Raw genomic sequence first — 20,665 nt, 5'->3', positions numbered from 1 at the left:
CCCGCGGCCCCGTGCGGCGTGTCCCCCGGCCGGCCGCGCCTACGGTTCCTGCTGCCCCGCCGCCGGGACCGGCTCGGCCGGCACCGCCCACGGGAGCTCCACGGACACCGTCTTGCCGCCCTCCCCCGTGGGCCGGACCCGCAGCCGGCCGCCGCACTCCGCGGTCAGCCACCGGATGATGACGAGCCCGCGGCCGTTGTCCTGCTGGACGGCCGCGGGCAGCCTCCGGGGGAACCGGGGATGGCTGTCGGTGACGGCGACGTACAGCCGCTCGTCGCGGACGAGGCCCACGTCCACCCGGAAGGTCGGCGACTGGCCGAAGGTGTGCTGCACGGCGTTGGTGGCCAGTTCGGAGACGATCAGCCGGACGCTTTCGGCCACCTCCGCACCGGCCGGCATGCCCCACTGGGCGAGCGCGTCCGCCACATGTGTGCGGGCCGCGGAGACCGAGGCGGGATCGCTCGGCAGAGTGACGGATGATTCCAGGTGGTCTGCCATGGCGCGTCGTCCCTTTCCACGGGACCGCGGTCCGACACGGAGCGGATGGTTGGAGTACGGTCCCGCACTGGTGCTTCGCCGCCAGACTGCCACCACCGCGGGGTGAAGGGCGCCGATCCACCGGGATATGCATATATCTGTCGCTCAAAGCGGTGAACTCTGCCACGGGCGAGCGTATATGGACGGTCTGCGAGGAGGAGGGGAGACCATGCAGCACGGTCCCGTGGTCCGGCGCCGGAAACTGGGGGCCGAGCTGCGCGCGCTGCGCACCTCGGCGGGCCTCACCAGCGGCGAGGCGGCCGCGCTGGTGGGCTGGCACCAGTCCAAGGTGAGCCGCATCGAGACGGGGACCAGCGGGGTGAAACCGGCCGACGTGCGGCTGCTCCTGGACGCCTACGGGGTGGGCGATCCCCAGCTGCGGGACCTGCTGATGACGCTGGCCGGCACCCGTGAGGCCGTCGGACGGCACCACTGGTGGCACGCCTACCGCGGGGTCCTGCCGCCCACCTACCGGGACTTCATCAGCCTGGAGTCGCAGGCCGGCGCCATGCGCACCCTGGAGACCACGGTGGTGCCCGGCCTGCTGCAGACACCGGAGTACGCGCGCGAGGTGACCCGGGCTGCGCTGGAGGGCGTGCCGGAGGAGCGGCTCGACACGCTGGTGGAGGTGCGGCTGGCCCGGCAGGACGTGCTGCTGGCGGACGACCCGCTTCAGCTGAGCGCGGTCCTGGACGAGGCGGTGCTGCGCCGCCGGGTCGGCGGCCCCGGGGTGATGGCCCGTCAGCTGAAGCGGCTGGTGGAGGCCGCGCGGCTGCCCCATGTACGGCTCCAGGTGCTGCCGTTCACCGCCGGAGCACACATCGGCGTGACCGGTCCTTTCGTCATCTTTTCGTTCTCGCGCACATCCGACTTGGATGTGGTGGTCCTCGACCACTTGACGAGTAGCCTTCATCTGGAGCGGAAAGAAGACCTCCGGGCGTACTCGGAGGCCTTCGAGGCCCTGTCGATCCACGCCCTGTCACCCGAGGACTCGTTGGATTTCATCGCCGGGACAGCCGCCGGCGGGTAAGGAGAGACGATGCCCGCACCGCCTCGGACCATGCCTTCCAGCACCGCCCTGCACGGGGTGCGCTGGCTGCGCAGCAGCTACAGCACGGGCGCGAACAACTGCGTCGAGACGGCCCGGCCCGCCGCCGGCCCCTGGGCCGGACTGCTCGCCGTGCGCGACTCCAAGGATCCCGCCGGACCCGCGCTGTTCTTCTCCCGCCGGAGCTGGACGCGCTTCGTCGCAGGGGTCCGCTGACCGCACCCGCCCGCCGGGCGACGCACGGCCGTGTCCCGCCGACTCATGGCCGCGTATCGCCGATCACCCGTACAGCGCGTTCGATCTCCGCCCCGGACAGGTCCGCGCGGGCGGTCAGTCTGAGCCGTGACACGCCGTCGGGCACGGAAGGAGGACGGAAACAGCCCACGGACAGACCGGCCGCCCGGCAGTCGGCCGCCCATCGCACCGCCTGTTCCGGGGACGGAGCCCGGACGGAGACGACCGCGGCGTCGGGACGCACCGCGTCCAGACCCGCCGCCGTCAGCCGGGCGTGCAGCTCCCGCGCCACGTCACGCGCCCGCTGGGCACGGTCCGGTTCGCGCCGCAGCAGCCGCAGCGCCGCGAGGGCCGCACCCGCCGCCGCAGGGGCCAGGCCGGTGTCGAAGATGAACGTCCGCGCCGCGTTGACCAGGTGCTCCGTCACGCGGGCGGGGCCGAGCACCGCGCCGCCCTGGCTGCCGAGGGACTTCGACAGGGTGACCGTCACGACCACGTCGCCGGCGCCCGCCAGCCCCGCCGCGTGCGGAGCCCCCCGGCCGCCCTCCCCCACCACGCCCAGCCCGTGCGCGTCGTCGAGCACCAGACCCGCGCCGTGCTCGCGGCAGGCCGCGGCGAGCAGGGCGAGCGGGGCGGCGTCGCCGTCCACGGAGAACACGGTGTCGGAGACCGCGACGGCGGGCCCGTCGTGCCCCGCCAGCGCCTTGCGCACCGCCTGCGGGTCGGCGTGCGCCGCCACCTGCGTGGTCCCGCGGGCCAGCCGGCAGCCGTCGATGAGGGAGGCGTGGTTGCCCGCGTCGGAGACGATCAGGGAGCCGTGCGGGGCCAGCGCGGTGACCGCGGCGAGGTTGGCCGCGTAGCCGGAGGAGAAGACGAGGGCCGACTCGTGACCGCAGAAATCGGCCAGTTCGCGTTCCAGTTCGGCGTGCAGTTCGGTGGTGCCGGTGACGAGCCGTGAACCGGTCGCCCCGCCGCCCCAGGTGCGGGCCGCCCGCGCCGCCCCCTCGGTGACCTCCGGGTGGCGGGCCAGGCCCAGGTAGTCGTTGCTCGCCAGGTCGAGGAGCGGCGCGTCGGCGGGGCGGGGACGCAGCGTCCTGACGAGTCCGGCCCGGCGGCGCGTGTGCGCCTGTGCGTCGATCCAGCCGAACGCCATCGGCCCTCCGGTCCTTTGTAGGCAGTGCACAGACACTAGCGGGACGGACCCGGCGACGCGGTGTGGCGATACCCACACGCCCAAGCGGATGTGTTGTCCGGAGTCTCCTTGGCCCGGGGCCGCCGAGTAGGACAGGATCGGCTCCCATGGACCTGCTGAACACGCTGGTGGACAAGGGGCTTCGGCGCGAGACGCCGACCCGCGGGGAAGCTCTGGCCGTCCTCGGGACGTCCGACGACGAGCTGCTCGACGTGGTGGCCGCGGCCGGGAAGGTGCGGCGGCACTGGTTCGGGCGCCGCGTGAAACTCAACTATCTGGTCAACCTCAAGTCGGGCCTGTGTCCGGAGGACTGCTCCTACTGTTCCCAGCGGCTCGGCTCCACCGCCGGCATCCTCAAGTACACCTGGCTCAAGCCGGACGAGGCGTCGCAGGCGGCGGCCGCGGGCCTGGCGGGCGGCGCCAAGCGGGTGTGCCTGGTGGCCAGCGGCCGCGGTCCCACCGACCGGGACGTCGACCGGGTCTCGGACACCATCAGGGCCATCAAGGAGCAGAACGAGGGCGTCGAGGTGTGCGCCTGCCTCGGGCTGCTCTCCGACGGCCAGGCGGAGCGGCTGCGCGAGGCAGGGGCGGACGCCTACAACCACAACCTGAACACCTCCGAGGCGACCTACGGGGACATCACCACCACCCACACGTACGCCGACCGGGTGGACACGGTGCGCAAGGCGCACGCGGCCGGGCTGTCGGCGTGCTCGGGGCTCATCGCGGGGATGGGCGAGAGCGACGAGGACCTCGTCGACGTGGTGTTCTCGCTGCGCGAGCTGGACCCGGACTCGGTTCCGGTCAACTTCCTGATCCCGTTCGACGGCACCCCCCTGGCCACCGAGTGGAACCTCACCCCCCAGCGCTGTCTGCGCATCCTGGCGATGACCCGGTTCGTCTGCCCGGACGTCGAGGTGCGCATCGCCGGCGGGCGCGAGGTCCACCTGCGCACGATGCAGCCCCTGGCGCTGCACCTGGCCAACTCCATCTTCCTGGGCGACTACCTCACCAGTGAGGGCCAGGCCGGCCGCGCCGACCTGGAGATGATCGCGGACGCCGGGTTCGAGGTGGAGGGCACCGACCGGGTGACGCTGCCCGAGCACCGCACGGGCGGCGGCTGCGGCGGGCACGGCGCCGGTGAGGCGTGCGGTTCCGCGCCGGCCGGCGGCCCGGTGTGCGGCACGGCCGCCTCCGGGGCCGACGGCTGCGGTGCCGGTTCCGGCCGACACGCCTGCGGCGGTGCGGCGCCACAGGCCGCCCGGCCCGCCGAGGAGCCGCGCCCGGACCTGGTCGCCGTCCGCCGCCGGGGCGCCGGAACCGACCTCGCTCCCAATGCCTGAGCGGCCGGTCGCCGAGCTGCTGGAGCTGGACCGGCGGCACGTCTGGCACCCCTACGGTCCCATGCCGGGCCGTCAGGAACCGCTCGTCGTGGAGTCGGCGAGCGGGGTGCGGCTGCGCCTGGCCGACGGGTCCGGTGAGCTGATCGACGGCATGTCGTCCTGGTGGTCGGCGATCCACGGCTACAACCACCCGGTCCTCAACGAGGCGGCCCGTGAGCAGCTCAGCCGGATGAGCCACGTGATGTTCGGCGGGCTCACCCACGAGCCCGCGGTGCGGCTGTCGAAGCTCCTGGTCGACATCTCCCCCGAGGGCCTGGAGCACGTCTTCCTCGCGGACTCGGGCTCCGTCTCGGTCGAGGTCGCCGTCAAGATGTGCCTGCAGTACTGGCGTTCGCTCGGCCGCCCCGAGAAGCACCGGCTGCTGACCTGGCGCGGCGGCTACCACGGGGACACCTGGCAGCCGATGTCGGTGTGCGACCCCGAGGGCGGGATGCACGGGCTGTGGGCGGGCGTCCTGCCCCGGCAGGTGTTCGCCGGGGCGCCGCCCGCGGAGTACGACGAGGAGTACGCCGAGGGGCTGCGCGAGCTGATCGGGCGGCACGCGGCGGAGCTGGCCGCGGTGGTCGTGGAGCCGGTGGTGCAGGGCGCGGGCGGGATGCGGTTCCACTCCCCCGCGTACCTGCGGGTGCTGCGGGAGGCGTGCGACGAGCACGGCGTGCTGCTGGTGTTCGACGAGATCGCGACCGGGTTCGGGCGGACCGGCGCCCTGTTCGCGGCGGACCATGCGGCCGTGACGCCGGACGTGATGTGTGTCGGGAAGGCGCTGACCGGCGGTTACCTGACGATGGCGGCGACCCTGTGCACCGCGCGGGTGGCCGAGGGGATCTCGCGCGGCGAGGTGCCGGTGCTCGCGCACGGGCCGACCTTCATGGGCAATCCGCTGGCGTCCGCGGTGGCCTGCGCGTCGGTCGAGCTGCTGCTCGGGCAGGACTGGCTCGCCGAGGTGAAGCGGATCGAGGCGGGACTGCGCGAGGGGCTGGCGCCGGCCGCGGAGCTGCCGGGCGTCCGCGAGGTGCGGGTGCTCGGCGCCATCGGGGTCGTCCAGCTCGACCACGCGGTCGACCTGGCCGCGGCGACGGCCGCGGCGGTGCGCGAGGGCGTCTGGCTGCGGCCGTTCCGCGACCTGATCTACACCATGCCCCCGTTCGTCACGCACGACGTCGACCTGGCGCGGATCACGCGCGCGGTCCGCGCCGCCGCCGAGGTGGGCTGACGTGGCGGTACTGGTGGTGACGGGCACCGGGACGGAGGTCGGCAAGACCGTGGTGACCGCGGCGGTGGCCGCCGCCGCGGTGGCGGCCGGCCGGTCGGTGGCGGTGCTGAAGGCGGCGCAGACCGGTGTGCGGCCGGACGAGCCCGGCGACGCCGAGGAGGTGCTGCGGCTGGCCGGTGCGGTGACGGCGGCCGAGACGGACCGCTACCCGGAGCCGCTCGCCCCGGCCACCGCGGCACGGCGGGCCGGCCGGACGCCGGTGCGCCCGGCGGACGTCGCCGAGCGGGCGGAGAAGCTGGCCGCCGGGCACGATCTGGTGCTGGTGGAGGGCGCGGGCGGTCTGCTCGTCCGGTTCGACCCGGACGGCGGCACGCTCGCGGACGCGGCCGGGCTGCTGGCGGCTCCGGTGCTGGTGGTGGCGTCGGCGGGCCTCGGCACGCTGAACGCCACGGAGCTGACGGTGCGTGAGCTGCGCCGCCGGGACCTGGAGCCGGCGGGCGTCGTGGTCGGCAGCTGGCCCGCGTCCCCCGGGCTGGCGGCCCGCTGCAACCTGGCGGACCTGCCGGAGGTGACCGGGGTGCCGCTGCTGGGGGCGGTGCCGGCCGGGGCGGCCGGGCTGCCCCCCGCCGCCTTCCGGTCGGCCGCCCCCGGCTGGCTGGCGCCGCCGCTGCACGGCACGTGGGACGCGGCGGCGTTCGGGGCCCGCGAGGCTCCCTGAACCGGAGCGGGAAGCACCGAGGGGGGTGCGGGACGGGCCCCGCGGGGGAGAATTGCGGTACGGCCGCGCGGTGGCCGCGGCACCCGCGGCCCGGGGCGCCCGTCGGCCCCGTCCGCCCCGTTCAGGGAGGTCCTCATGCGCCCACGGTCCGCCGGTTCCGCCGGCCAGATCAAGGACTGCGTGCACCATCCGCTGTTCGCCCGCTGGTACGCCCGCGCGAGCGTCGCGGCCGAGACCCGCATCGGGATGGCCCGGGTGCGGCGCAGGCTGCTCGCCGGGCTGTCCGGCCGGGTGCTGGAGGTCGGTGCGGGCAACGGCCTGAACTTCGCGCACTATCCGGGCACGGTCGCCGAGGTGGTGGCCATCGAGCCCGAGCGCCGGCTGCGTGCCCTGGCGGTGGAGTCGGCGCTGCGCTCCCGGGTGCCGGTGGACGTGGCGCCGGGGGCGGCGGAGGCCCTGCCGGTCAAGAGCGAGGCGTTCGACGCGGTGGTGGTCTCGCTGGTGCTGTGCAGCGTGCGGGACGTGCCGCGGGCGCTGACGGAGTTCCGGCGGGTGCTGCGGCCGGGCGGTGAGGTGCGGTTCTTCGAGCACGGCAGCGGCGGCGGCCCGGCGATGCGGTTCACCCAGCGGGCGCTGGACCGGACGGTGTACCCGCCGCTGGCGGGCGGCTGTCATCTGTCGCGCGACCCGGTGGCGGCGCTGCGCGAGGCCGGGTTCGTGCTCGGACCCTACCGGCGGATGCTGATGCCGGAGGGAGGTCCGGTGCTGCCCGCCTCGTTCTGCTCCCTGGGCACGGCGTGGCGGCCGCTGACGGACGCGGCGGACGGCCCGGGCCTCCCGTCCGGACCACCGGACGGGAGCTGACGGAACGGACGGCACCCTGCCGGGCGGGGGTGCCGGGGCGGCCGACGGGGCGGGCGGACGCCCGCCCGGCGGGCCGGGACCACCGGGCGGTAGGGGATGCCGGGCCGGTACGGGCGCCGGTGCGGGCCGTCGCCGTGCGGGGGCGGTATGCCCCCGGGGCGTTGACACGGCGGCCGGGGCATCGGTCCGCCCGGCGGCGCTCGGGCGGGCGTCGGGTGGCCGGCGGAGGGCCGGTAGCGGCGGCAGCGGGGCGCGCGTCGCCCGCGCGGAGGCCGACCCGCGCCCTGGGGGATACCGGCTGTGGGCCGCGTCACATTACCCTCGGGCGCGACGGCACGTTCCGGTCGTCCCGATCCCGTGCGTGCGCCCGCCCACCCCGAGGAGGCCGCCTTGTCCACACCGACTGCGGAGCACGTACCCGGCCTGGCGTCGGCCGACGGGGTCGCGGCCCGCGCCCGCGGCCTGACCAAGGCGTACGGGTCGGGCGAGACCGCCGTGCTCGCCCTGGACGCGGTGGACGTCGACATCGTGCGCGGCCGGTACACCGCCGTGATGGGTCCCTCGGGGTCGGGGAAGTCCACCCTCATGCACTGCCTGGCCGGACTGGACACGGTCTCGGCGGGGCGGGTCTGGATTGCGGACACCGAGATCACCGGGCTGAAGGACCGGGAGCTGACCCGGATCCGCCGCGACCGGATCGGGTTCATGTTCCAGTCGTTCAACCTCATCCCCACCCTGAACGCCCTGGAGAACATCACGCTGCCGATGGACATCGCCGGTCAGAAGCCGGACGAGCAGTGGCTCCGGCAGGTGATCGACACCCTCGGGCTGCGGGACCGCCTCACGCACCCGCCCGCGCAGCTGTCCGGCGGCCAGCAGCAGCGGGTGGCCTGCGCGCGGGCACTGGCGTCGCGGCCGGAGCTGATCTTCGCCGACGAGCCGACCGGGAACCTCGACTCACGGGCCGGGCTCGAAGTGCTGGGCATGCTGCGCGAGGCCGTGGACCGGCTCGGCCAGACGGTCGTCATGGTCACCCACGACCCGGGCGCCGCCTCCCACGCGGACCTGGTGCTCTTCCTGGCGGACGGCCGCATCGTCGACGAGATGGCGCGGCCCACGGCGGACGCCGTCCTGGAGCGGATGAAGCGCTTCGACGTGGTCCGCGCCACGGCCGACGGCTCGGGCCGGCCGCCGGGAACGGCCCCCGCCGTCTTCGACGACGGCGCCCCGGCCGGACCGGAACCGCGCGGCGGGGCCTGAGCCCGTGCTGAAGGCGACGCTGCGGAGTTTTCTCGCCCACAAGGGCCGGCTGCTGCTGTCGGCGCTGGCCGTCGTGCTGTCCGTGGCGTTCGTCGCGGGCAGCCTCATCTTCTCCGACACCGTCTCCCGCACCTTCGACCGCCTCTTCGCCTCCTCGTCCGCCGACGTCACCGTGACGCCCCGGGAGGACCTGGAGGCGTCGGTGCCCACCGGGGCGCTGCGGACCCTGCCGGCCTCGCTGGCCGAGCGGCTGTCCCGGCTGGACGGCGTCGCGGAGGGGCACGCGGACGTGGAGGCCGGCAACATCTCGGTGGTCGACGCGAGGAACCGGTCGGTGGGGTCGACCACCGGGGCGCCCACCCTGGCCGTGGACTGGCACCTCGGCGAACACAGCGTGGTCGAGCTGACCTCCGGCCGCGCCCCCCGCGGCCCCGGCCGGGCCGTGCTCGACGCGGACACCGCCGACGCCAGGGACGTCCGCATCGGGGACACGCTGACGGTGCAGGCCCGGCCCGGCTCGTTCCGGGTGGAGATCGTGGGGATCGCCACCTTCACCACCACCAATCCGGGCGCGGCCCTGGTGTTCCTCGACCCCGAAGTGGCCGCGGCCGAACTGCTGGGCTCCGCCGACCTGGCGACCAGCATCTCCCTCACGGCCGCGCCGGGCGTGTCCGACGAGGTGCTGAAACAGCGGGTCACCGCCGAACTCGGGCCCGGCCCCTACACGGTGCGCACGGCCGACGAGACCGCGCGGACGTCCGCGGAACAGCTCGGCGACTTCCTCGACGTGATCAAGTGGGTGATGTTGGGCTTCGCCGGGATCGCCCTGCTGGTGGGCGTGTTCCTGATCGTCAACACGTTCTCGATGCTGATCGCCCAGCGGACCCGTGAGCTGGGACTGCTGCGGGCGCTCGGCGCCGACCGGCGTCAGGTGCGCCGTTCGGTGCTCGCCGAGGCGCTGCTGCTCGGCCTGGTCGGCTCGACGCTGGGGCTGGCCGCGGGGATCGCCCTGGCCTTCGGCCTGATCGGACTGATGGGCCTGGTCGGCATGAACCTCGACGCGGCCGAGACGGTCATCGGGTGGAGCACGCCCGTCATCGCCTACGCCGTCGGGATCGGCGTCACCCTCGTCGCCGCGTACCTCCCCGCCCGCCGCGCGGCGGGGGTGTCGCCGATGGCCGCGCTCGTGGACGCCGAGGTCGCCGGGGTGGGCCGTCCGCTGCGCGCCCGCGCGGTGGCCGGCGCGGTGCTGGGGGCCCTGGGCGGCGCGGCCCTCGTGGGGTGCGCCCTGGCGCGGGAGACGTCCACGGCGGCCCTGCTGCTGGGGACCGGCGTGTTCCTCACCCTGGTCGCCACGGTCGTCGCCGGACCGCTGCTGGTGCGGCCGGTGATCCGGGTGCTCGGTGCCGCCTTCCCGGTGCTGTTCGGCCCGGTGGGGCGGATGAGCCGGCGCAACGCCCTGCGCAACCCGCGCCGTACCGGTGCCACGGCCGCCGCCCTGATGGTCGGGCTCGCCCTGGTCGGCGGGATGTCGGTGGCCGGCGCCTCGATGTCCCGTTCCTTCGACGAGCAGATCGACCGGACGCTCGGCGCGGACTTCGTCGTGCAGAACGCCAATCTGCTGCCCTTCACCCCGGAACTGACCGAGCGGGTTCGGGACACCGAGGGTGTGGGGCTGGTGGTGCGGCAGCGGTTCGCCCCGCTGGCCGTGCGGCTGCCCGACGGGGAGCGCGTCGAGACGACCGCCGCCGGGTACGACGACGGGGTCGACGACGTCGCCAACGTGTCCTACGCGAGCGGCGGCACCGCCGCGGCCCTGGCGGACGGGAACCTCGCGATGGACGCCGGCTTCGCGGCGGACCACGGCGTCCGCGTCGGCGACACCGTGCCGGTCGAGTTCCCCGGCGGGCGGCGCACCGGACTGACGGTGGCCGCCCTGACCGACATGGCGGGCGGCGAGGGCTTCGGCATGCGGGGCGGGCTGTTCCTGGGCATCGCCACCGTCGAGCGGTACCTGCCCGGCGGACAGGACTCCGCCCTGTACGTCAATGCGGCACCGGGCACGGACGCGGACACCCTGCGCGACCGCCTGGACCGGACGCTTCAGCCCTACCCCACGGTCCAGGCGCGCGACCAGGCCGACTACAAGGAGCTGGTGCACGACCAGATCGCGGTGCTGCTGTACCTGGTCTACGCGCTGCTCGGGCTGGCGATCGTCATCGCGGTGATGGGGGTGGTCAACACCCTGGCCCTGTCGGTGGTCGAGCGGACCCGGGAGATCGGGCTGCTGCGGGCGATCGGGCTGTCGCGGCGCCAGCTGCGCCGGATGGTCCGCCTGGAGTCGGTGGTGATCGCGGTCTTCGGCGCGGTGCTGGGGCTCGTGCTGGGACTGGTGTGGGGCGTATGCGTGCACCAGGTGCTGGCCCTGGAGGGCATGACCGCGTTCGCGGTCCCCTGGACCACCGTGGTGGCGGTGGTGGTGGGCTCGGCCCTGGTCGGCGTCGCCGCGGCACTGCTGCCGGCGCTGCGTGCCTCGCGGATGGACGTCCTGGAGGCCATCGCCCACGACTGAGCGCCCGTCACCGGGCGGCCCGCGGAGGTGCCCCACCGCCCCGGCAGGGCGGTCCGGATCGTGGAAAGGCCGTCCCGGAGCGGGTCCCGCGTGCTGTGATCGGCCCATGGACGAGCTGCGCGTACGGGCCGCCACGGCCGAGGACCTCGACACCGTGCTGGCCTTCTGGAAGGTGGCCGCCGAGGGCACCAGCATCAGCGACGACCGGGCCGGCGTGGAGCGGCTGGTCGCCCGGGACCCCGAGGCGCTGATCCTCGCCGAGCGGGAGGGGGACCTGGTCGGGACGGTGATCGCCGGCTTCGACGGGTGGCGGTGCCACCTGTACCGGCTCGCGGTCCACCCGGACCACCGTCGGCAGGGCGTCGGCTCCGCGCTGCTGGGCGCGGCCGAGGAGCGGTTCACGGCGCTCGGCGGACGCCGGGCCGACGCGATGGTGCTCCAGCGCAACGCGACCGCCCACCACGCGTGGAGCGCCGCCGGCTACGGACCGGAGGAGCGGTGGCGGCGCTGGGTGAAGCCGCTCGGCGCGTGATCCACGACCCGTCCGACCGCCTTTTGCCCATCCTTTACTCTTGGATGGCCACTCGGTCCTCCATGAAAGGTTGTGTGCGTCCGCCCATGGGCGAGCCTCCCTGTCCACGCCGTAGCGCCGGCGCGCGCCGTGGTACCTCCTCGCGACACCGCGCATCCCTCCCGGTCCTGTCCGACCATGGGACGGAGGTGTCCCGATGACCGAAGTGCTCCTGCTCCTGGTGGCGATCCTGCTCTCGCTCGCCTGCGGCGCGTTCGTCGCGGCGGAGTTCTCTCTCACGACGGTCGAGCGGGGGGAGCTGGAGCGTGCGGTCGAGCGCGGTGAGCGGGGCGCCGCGGGCGCCCTGAAAGCCGTACGGAACCTGACGTTCCAGCTGTCCGGGGCGCAGCTCGGCATCACCGTCACCAACCTGGTGGTCGGTATGCTCGCCGAGCCGTCGATCGCGGCGATGATCGCCGGGCCGCTGGAGGACGTGGGCGTCTCCGCCTCGGCCTCCCGCTCGCTGGCCCTGGTGATCGGCACCGCCCTGTCGACCGTGTTCCTGATGGTGGTCGGCGAGCTGGTGCCGAAGAACTGGGCGATCTCCTCGCCGCTGGCCGTCGCCAAGCGGGTGGGGAACGCGCAGCGCTGGTTCAGCGCCGCCTTCCGCCCCTTCATCACCCACCTGAACAACACGGCGAACCGCATCGTGCGCCGCCTGGGGCTGGAACCCGCCGAGGAGCTGGAGTCCGCGCGGGGGCCGCAGGAGCTGGCCGCGCTCGCCCGGCACTCGGCCAAGGAGGGCGCCCTGGAGCCGGACACCGCGGAGCTGTTCGTGCGCACCCTGAACCTGGCCGACCTCACCGCGGAGAACGTGATGACGCCCCGCGTCCAGGTCGTCGCCCTGGACGTGCAGGCGACCTGCGAGGACGTGGCGAACGCGACGCGCGCGACCGGGCTGTCCCGGTTCCCCGTCTACCGCGACACCCTCGACGCCGTGGTGGGGACCGCGCACGTCAAGGACGTGCTCGCCATACCGGCGGAGCGCCGCGCGCGGGTGCCGGTGTCCGAGATGATGCGCGATCCGCTGCTGGTCCCCGAGTCGCTGACCGTCGACCGCCTGCTGGACCGGCTCTCCGGCCGGCGCACCATGGCCGTCGTGATCGACGAGTACGGCGGCACCGCGGGCGTGGCCACCCTGGAGGACATCGTCGAGGAGGTCGTCGGCGAGGTCCGCGACGAGCACGACCCCCACGAGACGCCCGACCTGGCCCGTGCCGGTGCCGACGAGGACGGGCACGCCCTGTTCTCGGCGGACGGCTCGGCGCGCATGGACCAGCTGACCCGGGTCGGCCTGCGGGCGCCGGAGGGGCCGTACGAGACGCTGGCCGGACTGGTGGCCACCCAGCTGGGCCGGATCCCGTCCGTCGGCGACGTGTGCGAGGTCGCCGGCTGGCGGGTGGAGGTGGTCGACGCGACCGGCCGCCGGGCGGCGCGCCTGCTGCTCCACGCCCCGCTCGACGACGCCCTCCGCTCCCTCGGCGACGGGGACCGCGGGGCGGACGAGGGCGGCGCCGGGCGCCCCGTCCACGGGGACCGCCACGACGGGGCGCACCGGCGGCCCGCGCGGGACAGGGCCCCGGGCAGGCACGGGCAGGACGAGAAGGGGGCGCGGCGATGACCGCGGTACAGCTGCTGATCGGTCTGGCGACACTCGTCGTCAACGCCTTCTTCGTGGGCGCCGAGTTCGCGTTGATCTCGGTGCGCCGCAGCCAGATCGAGCCGCACGCCGACCGCGGGGACCGGCGGGCCAGGAGCGTGCTGTGGGGCCTGGAGCACGTGTCCGCGCTGATGGCGGCCGCGCAGCTGGGCATCACCCTGTGCACCCTGGTCCTCGGTGTGGTCGCCGAACCGGCCATCGCCCATCTGCTGGAGCCGGTGTTCGAGGCGGCGGGCGTCCCCTCGGGCGCGGGGCACGCGGTGTCCTTCGTGATCGCGCTGACCCTCGCCACCTACCTGCACATGCTGCTCGGCGAGATGGTGCCGAAGAACATCGCGCTGGCGGAGCCCACCCGCAGCGCCCTGATGCTGGGCCCGCCGCTGGTCGCGCTGTCCCGGGCTCTGCGCCCGGTGATCTTCACGATCAACGCCTTCGCCAACACCCTGCTGCGGCTGATGCGGGTCGAGGTGCGGGACGAGGTGGTGGCGTCCTTCTCGGACGCGGAGCTGGCGCAGATCGTGAAGGACTCCGGCGAGGCCGGCCTGATCGACGACCGGGCGCGGGAGCGGCTGAACGACGCGCTGGAGCTGGGCCGCCGCCCGGTCCGGGACGTGGTGATGCCTCTGGAGCGGGTGGTCTACGCCCGCCTCGGCGTCACCCCGGAGGGGCTGGAGGAGCTGTCGGTGGAGTCCGGGTACTCCCGTTTCCCGGTGGTGGACGAGGGCCGGCGCATCGTCGGCTACCTGCACGTCAAGGACGCCCTGGACGCCTCGCCCAGGGACATGCCGTTCCGGCTGCGGGACATGCGCCCCATCGCGCGGGTGCGGGAGAGCACCCCGCTGGACGACGTCATCACGGCCATGCGCGGCAGCCGTACCCACCTGGCGGCGGTGCTCGGCGCCGACGGGAAGCTGGCCGGGCTGGTGACCATGGAGGACGTGCTGCAGGAGCTGTTCGGACAGCGGGCCTGAGCAGCGGGGGAGCCGACCGACCGCTGGGTATGTCGACCGGATACCATCGTCGCGCCATGCAGACGAACCCCACCCACACCAGCCTGGTCGCGGTCGGCGACTCCTTCACCGAGGGCATGTCGGACCTCCTGCCCGACGGAACGTACCGGGGCTGGGCGGATCTCCTGGCCGCCCGGATGGCGGCCGTGACGCCCGGTTTCCGCTACGCGAACCTCGCCGTGCGCGGCAAGCTGATCCAGCAGATCGTCGACGAACAGGTGGACGTGGCGGCGGCCATGCGCCCCGACGTGATCACCCTCGTCGGGGGCCTCAACGACACGCTGCGCCCCAAGTGCGACATGGTCCGGGTCCGCGACCTGCTGACCGAGGCGGTGGAGCGGCTGGCCCCGCACTGCAAGCAGCTGGTGCTGATGCGCAGCCCGGGCCGTCAGGGCCCGGTGCTGGAGCGGTTCCGGCCGCGCATGGAGGCCCTGTTCGCCTGCGTGGAGGACCTCGCCGGGCGGCACGACGCGCTGGTGGTGGACCTGTACGGGGCGCCCGCGCTCTCCGACCCCCGGCTGTGGGACGTCGACCGGCTGCACCTGACGGCCGAGGGGCACCGCCGGGTCGCGGAGGCGGTGTGGCAGACGCTCGGCTACCCGCCCGAGGACCCCGACTGGCGGATCCCGCCGGCGGCCACCCTGCCGCCGGGCTGGGCCTCCCGCCGGGTCGCGGACGTCCGCTTCGCCCGCCGGCACCTGCTGCCGTGGATCGGCCGCCGCCTGACCGGCCGCTCCTCCGGTGACGGTCTGCCGCCGAAGCGCCCGGAGCTGCTCCCGTACGACCTCGGCTGAGCCGCCTTGGAGGTTCCGCCGAATCACCCCGTGGCGACTGCCTGCAGGAACCGCCAGTAGACTCCGTGCACGTGACTGCTGCGCCTGCCAAGCCCCGTATCCCGAACGTCCTCGCCGGACGCTACGCCTCCGCCGAGCTCGCCACGCTCTGGTCGCCCGAGCAGAAGGTGAGGCTGGAGCGGCAGCTCTGGCTCGCCGTGCTGCGGGCCCAGAAGGACCTGGGGATCGAGGTGCCGGACGCGGCGATCGCCGACTACGAGCGGGTCCTGGACCAGGTCGACCTGGCCTCGATCGCCGAGCGCGAGAAGGTCACCCGGCACGACGTGAAGGCCCGGATCGAGGAGTTCAACGACCTCGCCGGGCACGAGCACGTCCACAAGGGGATGACCTCCCGGGACCTCACCGAGAACGTCGAGCAGCTGCAGGTCCGGCTGTCGCTGGAGCTGATGCGGGACCGCACGGTCGCCGTGCTGGCGCGGCTGGGCCGGCTGGCCGGGGAGTACGGCGAGCTGGTCATGGCCGGGCGCTCGCACAACGTGGCCGCGCAGGCCACCACGCTCGGCAAGCGGTTCGCGACCGCCGCCGACGAACTGCTGGTGGCCCACGGCCGGGTGGAGGAACTGCTGGGCCGCTACCCGCTGCGCGGCATCAAGGGCCCGGTCGGCACGGCCCAGGACATGCTGGACCTGCTCGGCGGTGACGCGGACCGGCTGGCGGAGCTGGAGCGGCGGATCGCCGGGCACCTGGGCTTCTCCGAGGCGTTCACCTCGGTCGGCCAGGTCTACCCGCGGTCGCTGGACTACGAGGTGGTGACCGCGCTGGTGCAGCTGGCGGCGGCGCCGTCGTCGCTGGCGAAGACGATCCGCCTGATGGCGGGGCACGAACTGGTCACCGAGGGCTTCAAGCCGGGCCAGGTCGGCTCGTCGGCGATGCCGCACAAGATGAACACCCGCTCCTGCGAGCGCGTCAACGGCCTGATGGTGATCCTGCGCGGCTACGCCTCGATGACCGGCGAGCTGGCGGGTGACCAGTGGAACGAGGGCGACGTGTCCTGCTCGGTGGTGCGCCGGGTCGCGCTGCCGGACGCGTTCTTCGCGCTCGACGGGCTGCTGGAGACGTTCCTGACCGTCCTCGACGAGTTCGGCGCGTTCCCCGCGGTCGTCGCGCGGGAGCTGGACCGCTACCTGCCCTTCCTCGCCACCACCAAGGTGCTGATGGGCGCGGTGCGCGCGGGGGTCGGCCGGGAGGTCGCCCACGAGGCGATCAAGGAGAACGCGGTCGCCACGGCGCTGGCGATGCGGGAGCAGGGCGCCGAGCGCAACGACCTGCTGGACAAGCTGGCCGCCGACGAGCGGCTGCCGCTGAGCCGGGCGGAGCTGGAGGCGCTGATGGCGGACAAGCTGTCCTTCACCGGTGCCGCGGGCGGCCAGGTCGCCGCCGTGGTGGGGCGGATCGACGCGATCGTCAAGCAGCACCCGGAGGCCGCGGGCTACTCCCCCGGGGCGATCCTCTGACCCGCTCCGTGCCCCGATTCACCCGCGAGGAGCTGGAGGCCGCCCGTGACCGGCTGGTGCCGGACGTGGTCGCGGACGGCCTCGACGTCCTGTTCTGCGGCATCAACCCGGGCCTGATGACGGCCGCGACGGGCCACCACTTCGCCCGCCCCGGCAACCGCTTCTGGCCCGCGCTGCACCGCTCCGGGTTCACGCCGCGGCTGCTCGCGCCGTCGGAGCAGGAGGAGTTGCTGCGCTACGGGCTCGGCATCACCAACGTCGTGGCCCGGGCGAGCGCGCGGGCCGACGAGCTGACCGCGCGGGAGTACCAGGAGGGCGGACGGCTGCTCGCGGAGAAGGTGGCCCGGCTGCGGCCCCGTTGGCTGGCGGTCCTGGGCGTCACCGCCTACCGGGTGGCGTTCGACGACCGCGCCGCCCGGGTGGGGCCGCAGGACCGCACGATCGGTGACACACGGGTGTGGGTGCTGCCCAACCCGAGCGGGCTCAACGCGCACTGGACGCCCACGACCCTGGCCGAGGAGTTCGCCCGGCTGCGGGAGGCCGCTCGGGCGTAGCGCCCCCTGCCCGGCCTCACCGGGGCGGTCAGACCGGCGGTATGCCGCTGACCACCGCCAGCAGCTGCACCCCGCCGGCGCCGTCCCGGTCGGCGACGGCCACCGCGGCCCACCGTCCCGTCCCCTCCACCTGCCACAGCCACGCCGTGCCCGCCCGGGCGCTCAGCCACGCCCACGGCTCGGGTATCTCCTCCCGCTCGGTCCGCAGCAGGACCGTCTGCAGGTTCCACAGGCCGGGCGGGCCCCAGCGCGCGGTCAGCCGCTCCCGCAGGGCCTCGCACTCCGCCTCGATCTGCTCGACGCTCGCCGCCCACGACGCGGGGTCGCCGCGCAGGGAGTGACTGCCCGCCAGCACCGCGACGTGGTGTCCCGGCCCCCGGGGACCACCGTGCGACGAGCCGTGGTCCGCCGGGAAGGGACGGACGCACAGCTCGTCGAGGAGGGCCATGTGCCGGGCGATGTCCATGGGTTCCAGTAAACCCGCCACCACTGACACTTGGCGGGGCGTCAGCAGGCCCCTGGTCAGGCGTCCCGGCGGCGCAGCCTCCACGCGCCGGCCAGCAGGGCCGCCGCCGTCCACAGCGCGCTCACGGCAAGTCCCGCCCAGGGGCCGAGGATTCCGTCGTAGGACTGATGCAGGATCACCTGGCCGGCCCGGTCCGGCAGGACGTCGGCGACCGTGCCGGACATGTCGCCGACCACGAAGGACACCATGAGGATGAACGGGATCAGCACGGACAACGTGGCCACCTGGCTGCGCAGCACCGTGGCGAGCCCGGCGGAGAACAGCGCCATCAGCATCAGGTAGACGGCGCAGCCCACCACCGCGCGGACCTGCTCGCCGACGGTGAGACCGCTCGCCGCCGAGCCGAGCCCCGCACGACCCGCCAGCAGGCCGGCCACGGCCGTGGGCAGGCCCACCAGCAGTACGGGGACGGCGATCGAGACGATCTTCGCGGCGTACCACCGGCCGCGCTGCGGGACCGCCGCCAGGGACTGCCGCAGGGCGCCGTTGTGGAATTCCGCCGACACGGCCATGGCTCCGAAGGACACGGCGGCGATCTGCCCGAACACGACCCCGAACAGGGCCATGAACAGCGGATCGAACTGCGGGTCCGCCGTCTCGGGGGCCGCGGACAGCGCCGAGAAGGCCGGGGTCACGGCGAGCATCGCGAACAGGGCGGCGGGCTGCGAGCGGACGGTGCGGATCTTGAGCCACTCGGAGCGGAGCACGGGTGCGAACGACATGGTCAGACCTCCTGGTGGCGGGCGGCGAACTCGGTCTCGGTCTCGGTCAGATCGAGGTACGCCTGTTCCAGCGTCCCCTCGTCCGCCGCGAGTTCGAGGATCGGCACCCCCGCGGCGGAGGTGAGGCGCCCGATGTCCTCCACCCGGGCGTCCGGCACCGTCCAGTGCCCGTCGGGGTGGTCCAGGACGTCGTGGCCGGCACCGGCGAGGGCCGATCTGAGCGCGGCCGGGTCCGACGTGCGGACCCGGACCGCGGGCCGCACCCGCGCCTCGATGAAGTCCCGCAGCGGGGTGTCGGCCAGGAGCCGCCCCCGCCCGAGGACGATCAGGTGGTCGGCGAACGAGGCGGTCTCGTGCATCAGGTGGCTGGAGACCAGCACGGTCCGTCCCTCGTCGGCCAGCCGGCGCAGCAGGGTGCGGATCCACACGATGCCCTCGGGATCGAGGCCGTTGGACGGCTCGTCGAGCAGGACCACTTCGGGGTCACCGAGCAGCGCGGCGGCGATGCCCAGCCGCTGGCGCATGCCCAGCGAGTAGGTCCGCACCCGGCGGCGTGCCGTGGAGGTCAGTCCGACCTCCTCCAGCACCTCGTCCACCCGGCGGTCCGGGATGCGGTGGCCGGCCGCCAGGACCCGCAGGTGGTCGCGGCCGCTGCGGTTGCCGCGCGCGGCCTGCGCGTCGAGCAGGGCGCCGACGTGGTGCAGCGGCTGTTCCAGCGTGGTGTAGGGGCGGCCGCCGACGGTCGCCGAGCCCGAGGTCGGGTGGTCCAGGCCCAGCACCAGGCGCATGGTGGTGGACTTGCCGGCGCCGTTGGGGCCGAGGAAGCCGGTGACCCGGCCCGGCTGCACGCTGAAGGTGAGGTGGTCGACGGCTCGCCGGGTGCCGTACTCCTTGGTGAGGTCCTTGACGTCGATGCTGGTCATGGGCTCAGCATGGTCGCCGGACCGGGCCCCGGACCTCCCCCGGGCGGGGAGATCCGCTCCCCCGTGCGGGGGAGGCGACGGCAGGCGGGCGCCTGACATGATGCCGGGATGATCCGCTTCCTGCGTCCGTTCCTGCGGGGGATCACCTACACCCGCCAGTTGCACCTGTGGGTGCCCGCGCTGCCGTTCACCATCTGGGTGTTCATCCATCCCACGACGCCCTGGTTGCCCGCCTTCGTGGTCGTTCCGATGGGGCTGATCCCGGGGGTGCGCAGGCTGGAGGGCGTCCAGGCGCGGTTGCTGCTGACTCCCGGTGAGCGGGATCCCGGCATCTCGCAGGAACCGTCGGCGACCTGGCGCGACCGGCGGCGCACCGCACTCTGGCTCGTGGTGCGGCTGGTCCTGGGGGCGGTGGCGACGATCGTCACGGTGTGGCTGCCGCTGCTGTGCGTCTCGCTGATCCAGGTGTCCGTGGGGAGCGTGCCCGACGACGTGCCCGTGCTGCGGGACGTGCCCCACCACTGGGCGTACGCGCTGCTCGCCCCGCTCCCGTTGATCGCGTTCGCCCCGGCCGTGGTGGGGCTCGGTGAGCTGATCACCACGGCCGCGCGCCGCCTGCTCGGCCCCTCCCCCGCGGAGCGGATGGCCGCGCTGGAGGCCCGGACCGAGCAGCTACTGGAGCGCACGCGGATCGCCCGGGAGCTGCACGACTCCATCGGCCACGCGCTCACCGTCGCCGTCCTGCAGGCCGGCGCCGCCCGCACCGCGGGCGACCCGGCCTTCACGGACCGGGCGCTGGGCGCCATCGAGGAGACGGGCCGGGCGGCCCTGGAGGATCTGGACCGGGTTCTGCGCGTCCTGCGCGAGCAGGAGAAGCCCGTCGGCAGCCGTCCCGCGCTCGTGGACGCCGACCACCTGCTGGAGTCGGCCCGGGCGTCCGGAGCGACGGTCGACGCCGAGGTGACCGGGCCGGTGGATACGGTGCCGGGTCCGGTGTCCCGGGAGGGCTACCGCATCCTCCAGGAGGCGCTGACGAACGTGCTGCGGCACGCCGGGGCGGTCCCCGTGCGGGTCCGGATCGGCGTCGCCGACGGCACGTTGTGCCTGGACGTGCGCAACCCGTTGCCGCGGGACGCTCCCGGCCACCGGGAAGGAAGCGGCCTGCGGGGCATCCGGGAGCGCGCCGCGCTCCTGGGCGGACGCGCGTGGACGGGGCCCGAGCAGGGCGACTGGAAGGTGCGCGCCGAGCTGCCGGTGGCCTGACCCGTCGGTACCGGCCGGTGCGCAGCCGCTGCTCCGGGCGTGAGGTGTATGGCGGCGCCCGGGTCCCGCGAAGGCTCGTGCCCGGCG

Annotated in this window: 20 protein-coding genes; 15 read left to right on the top strand and 5 right to left on the bottom strand. The window is 74.5% G+C overall.

Annotated elements, in window-relative coordinates; all coding sequences use genetic code 11:
* Positions 1–39: 39 nt before the first annotated feature.
* Positions 40–498 (bottom strand): ATP-binding protein, encoded by a 459-nt coding sequence (locus ACSU53_RS27250; RefSeq protein WP_437031931.1) that lies wholly within the window; start codon positions 496–498, stop codon positions 40–42.
* 208 nt (positions 499–706) lie between these two features.
* Here ACSU53_RS27250 and ACSU53_RS27245 point away from each other — a divergent pair, with 208 nt between their 5' ends.
* Both ACSU53_RS27245 and ACSU53_RS27240 read left to right on the top strand, forming a co-directional pair.
* Positions 707–1,567, top strand: coding sequence for a helix-turn-helix domain-containing protein (locus tag ACSU53_RS27245; RefSeq protein WP_437031929.1), 861 nt, complete (start codon positions 707–709; stop codon positions 1,565–1,567).
* 9 nt (positions 1,568–1,576) lie between these two features.
* Positions 1,577–1,801, top strand: a complete 225-nt coding sequence (locus tag ACSU53_RS27240) for a DUF397 domain-containing protein (protein ID WP_437031927.1) — start codon at positions 1,577–1,579, stop codon at positions 1,799–1,801.
* A 43-nt stretch (positions 1,802–1,844) separates the two neighbouring features.
* On the opposite strand, the gene ACSU53_RS27235 is transcribed toward ACSU53_RS27240, so the two are convergent.
* On the bottom strand, positions 1,845–2,972 hold the full coding sequence (locus ACSU53_RS27235) for an 8-amino-7-oxononanoate synthase (protein ID WP_437031926.1): 1,128 nt from the start codon (positions 2,970–2,972) through the stop codon (positions 1,845–1,847).
* 146 nt (positions 2,973–3,118) lie between these two features.
* Here ACSU53_RS27235 and bioB point away from each other — a divergent pair, with 146 nt between their 5' ends.
* The 12 genes from bioB (at position 3,119) to mug (ending at position 17,144) form a co-directional block, all read left to right on the top strand.
* Entirely contained in the window at positions 3,119–4,354 is a 1,236-nt protein-coding gene (gene bioB / locus ACSU53_RS27230; protein ID WP_437031925.1) for a biotin synthase BioB, read from the top strand.
* Positions 4,347–5,627, top strand: coding sequence for an adenosylmethionine--8-amino-7-oxononanoate transaminase (locus tag ACSU53_RS27225; protein WP_437031923.1), 1,281 nt, complete (start codon positions 4,347–4,349; stop codon positions 5,625–5,627). The genes bioB and ACSU53_RS27225 overlap by 8 nt, the downstream gene beginning before the upstream one ends.
* Position 5,628: 1 nt before the next feature.
* Entirely contained in the window at positions 5,629–6,345 is a 717-nt protein-coding gene (bioD, locus tag ACSU53_RS27220; RefSeq protein ID WP_437031921.1) for a dethiobiotin synthase, read from the top strand.
* 135 nt (positions 6,346–6,480) lie between these two features.
* Complete coding sequence (locus ACSU53_RS27215; protein ID WP_437031919.1) at positions 6,481–7,209, top strand: class I SAM-dependent methyltransferase; 729 nt, start codon at positions 6,481–6,483, stop codon at positions 7,207–7,209.
* 390 nt (positions 7,210–7,599) lie between these two features.
* Positions 7,600–8,469, top strand: a complete 870-nt coding sequence (locus ACSU53_RS27210) for an ABC transporter ATP-binding protein (RefSeq protein WP_437031917.1) — start codon at positions 7,600–7,602, stop codon at positions 8,467–8,469.
* Positions 8,470–8,473: 4 nt separating this feature from the next.
* On the top strand, positions 8,474–11,041 hold the full coding sequence (locus tag ACSU53_RS27205) for an FtsX-like permease family protein (RefSeq protein ID WP_437031915.1): 2,568 nt from the start codon (positions 8,474–8,476) through the stop codon (positions 11,039–11,041).
* A gap of 106 nt (positions 11,042–11,147) precedes the next feature.
* The gene (locus ACSU53_RS27200; RefSeq protein ID WP_437031913.1) at positions 11,148–11,573 is read left to right on the top strand and encodes a GNAT family N-acetyltransferase; all 426 of its coding nucleotides are present in this window, start codon (positions 11,148–11,150) and stop codon (positions 11,571–11,573) included.
* A gap of 196 nt (positions 11,574–11,769) precedes the next feature.
* Positions 11,770–13,233: a hemolysin family protein gene (locus ACSU53_RS27195; RefSeq protein WP_437031911.1), complete on the top strand. Its 1,464-nt coding sequence runs from the start codon at positions 11,770–11,772 to the stop codon at positions 13,231–13,233.
* Positions 13,230–14,243, top strand: a complete 1,014-nt coding sequence (locus tag ACSU53_RS27190) for a hemolysin family protein (RefSeq protein WP_437031909.1) — start codon at positions 13,230–13,232, stop codon at positions 14,241–14,243. The genes ACSU53_RS27195 and ACSU53_RS27190 overlap by 4 nt, the downstream gene beginning before the upstream one ends.
* Positions 14,244–14,299: 56 nt before the next feature.
* Positions 14,300–15,076 (top strand): SGNH/GDSL hydrolase family protein, encoded by a 777-nt coding sequence (locus tag ACSU53_RS27185; RefSeq protein WP_437031907.1) that lies wholly within the window; start codon positions 14,300–14,302, stop codon positions 15,074–15,076.
* A gap of 71 nt (positions 15,077–15,147) precedes the next feature.
* On the top strand, positions 15,148–16,590 hold the full coding sequence (gene purB / locus ACSU53_RS27180) for an adenylosuccinate lyase (RefSeq protein WP_437031905.1): 1,443 nt from the start codon (positions 15,148–15,150) through the stop codon (positions 16,588–16,590).
* A gap of 8 nt (positions 16,591–16,598) precedes the next feature.
* Positions 16,599–17,144 (top strand): G/U mismatch-specific DNA glycosylase, encoded by a 546-nt coding sequence (gene mug, locus ACSU53_RS27175; RefSeq protein WP_437031903.1) that lies wholly within the window; start codon positions 16,599–16,601, stop codon positions 17,142–17,144.
* A 28-nt stretch (positions 17,145–17,172) separates the two neighbouring features.
* Here the strand turns inward: mug and ACSU53_RS27170 are convergent, their stop codons facing one another.
* Genes ACSU53_RS27170 through ACSU53_RS27160 form a run of 3 tightly spaced genes read right to left on the bottom strand, consistent with a single transcriptional unit; the run spans position 17,173 to position 19,315 of the window.
* Positions 17,173–17,610, bottom strand: coding sequence for a hypothetical protein (locus ACSU53_RS27170; protein ID WP_437031901.1), 438 nt, complete (start codon positions 17,608–17,610; stop codon positions 17,173–17,175).
* Positions 17,611–17,666: 56 nt separating this feature from the next.
* Positions 17,667–18,392, bottom strand: coding sequence for an ABC transporter permease (locus ACSU53_RS27165; protein WP_437031899.1), 726 nt, complete (start codon positions 18,390–18,392; stop codon positions 17,667–17,669).
* 2 nt (positions 18,393–18,394) lie between these two features.
* Positions 18,395–19,315: an ABC transporter ATP-binding protein gene (locus tag ACSU53_RS27160; protein WP_437031897.1), complete on the bottom strand. Its 921-nt coding sequence runs from the start codon at positions 19,313–19,315 to the stop codon at positions 18,395–18,397.
* Between the two features lie 108 nt (positions 19,316–19,423).
* Between ACSU53_RS27160 and ACSU53_RS27155 the strand changes: the two genes are divergently transcribed.
* Positions 19,424–20,578 carry a sensor histidine kinase gene (locus ACSU53_RS27155; protein WP_437031896.1) on the top strand — a complete coding sequence of 385 codons (1,155 nt, stop codon included), beginning with the start codon at positions 19,424–19,426 and terminating at the stop codon, positions 20,576–20,578.
* Positions 20,579–20,665: the final 87 nt, after the last annotated feature.

Origin of the sequence: Streptomyces sp. enrichment culture (assembly GCF_964273255.1) — a bacterium.
In the GTDB taxonomy this organism is placed as follows: Bacteria; Actinomycetota; Actinomycetes; order Streptomycetales; family Streptomycetaceae; genus Streptomyces.
Note: the sequence above shows the minus strand (reverse complement) of the source record. Positions and strands in the feature narration are given on the sequence as shown.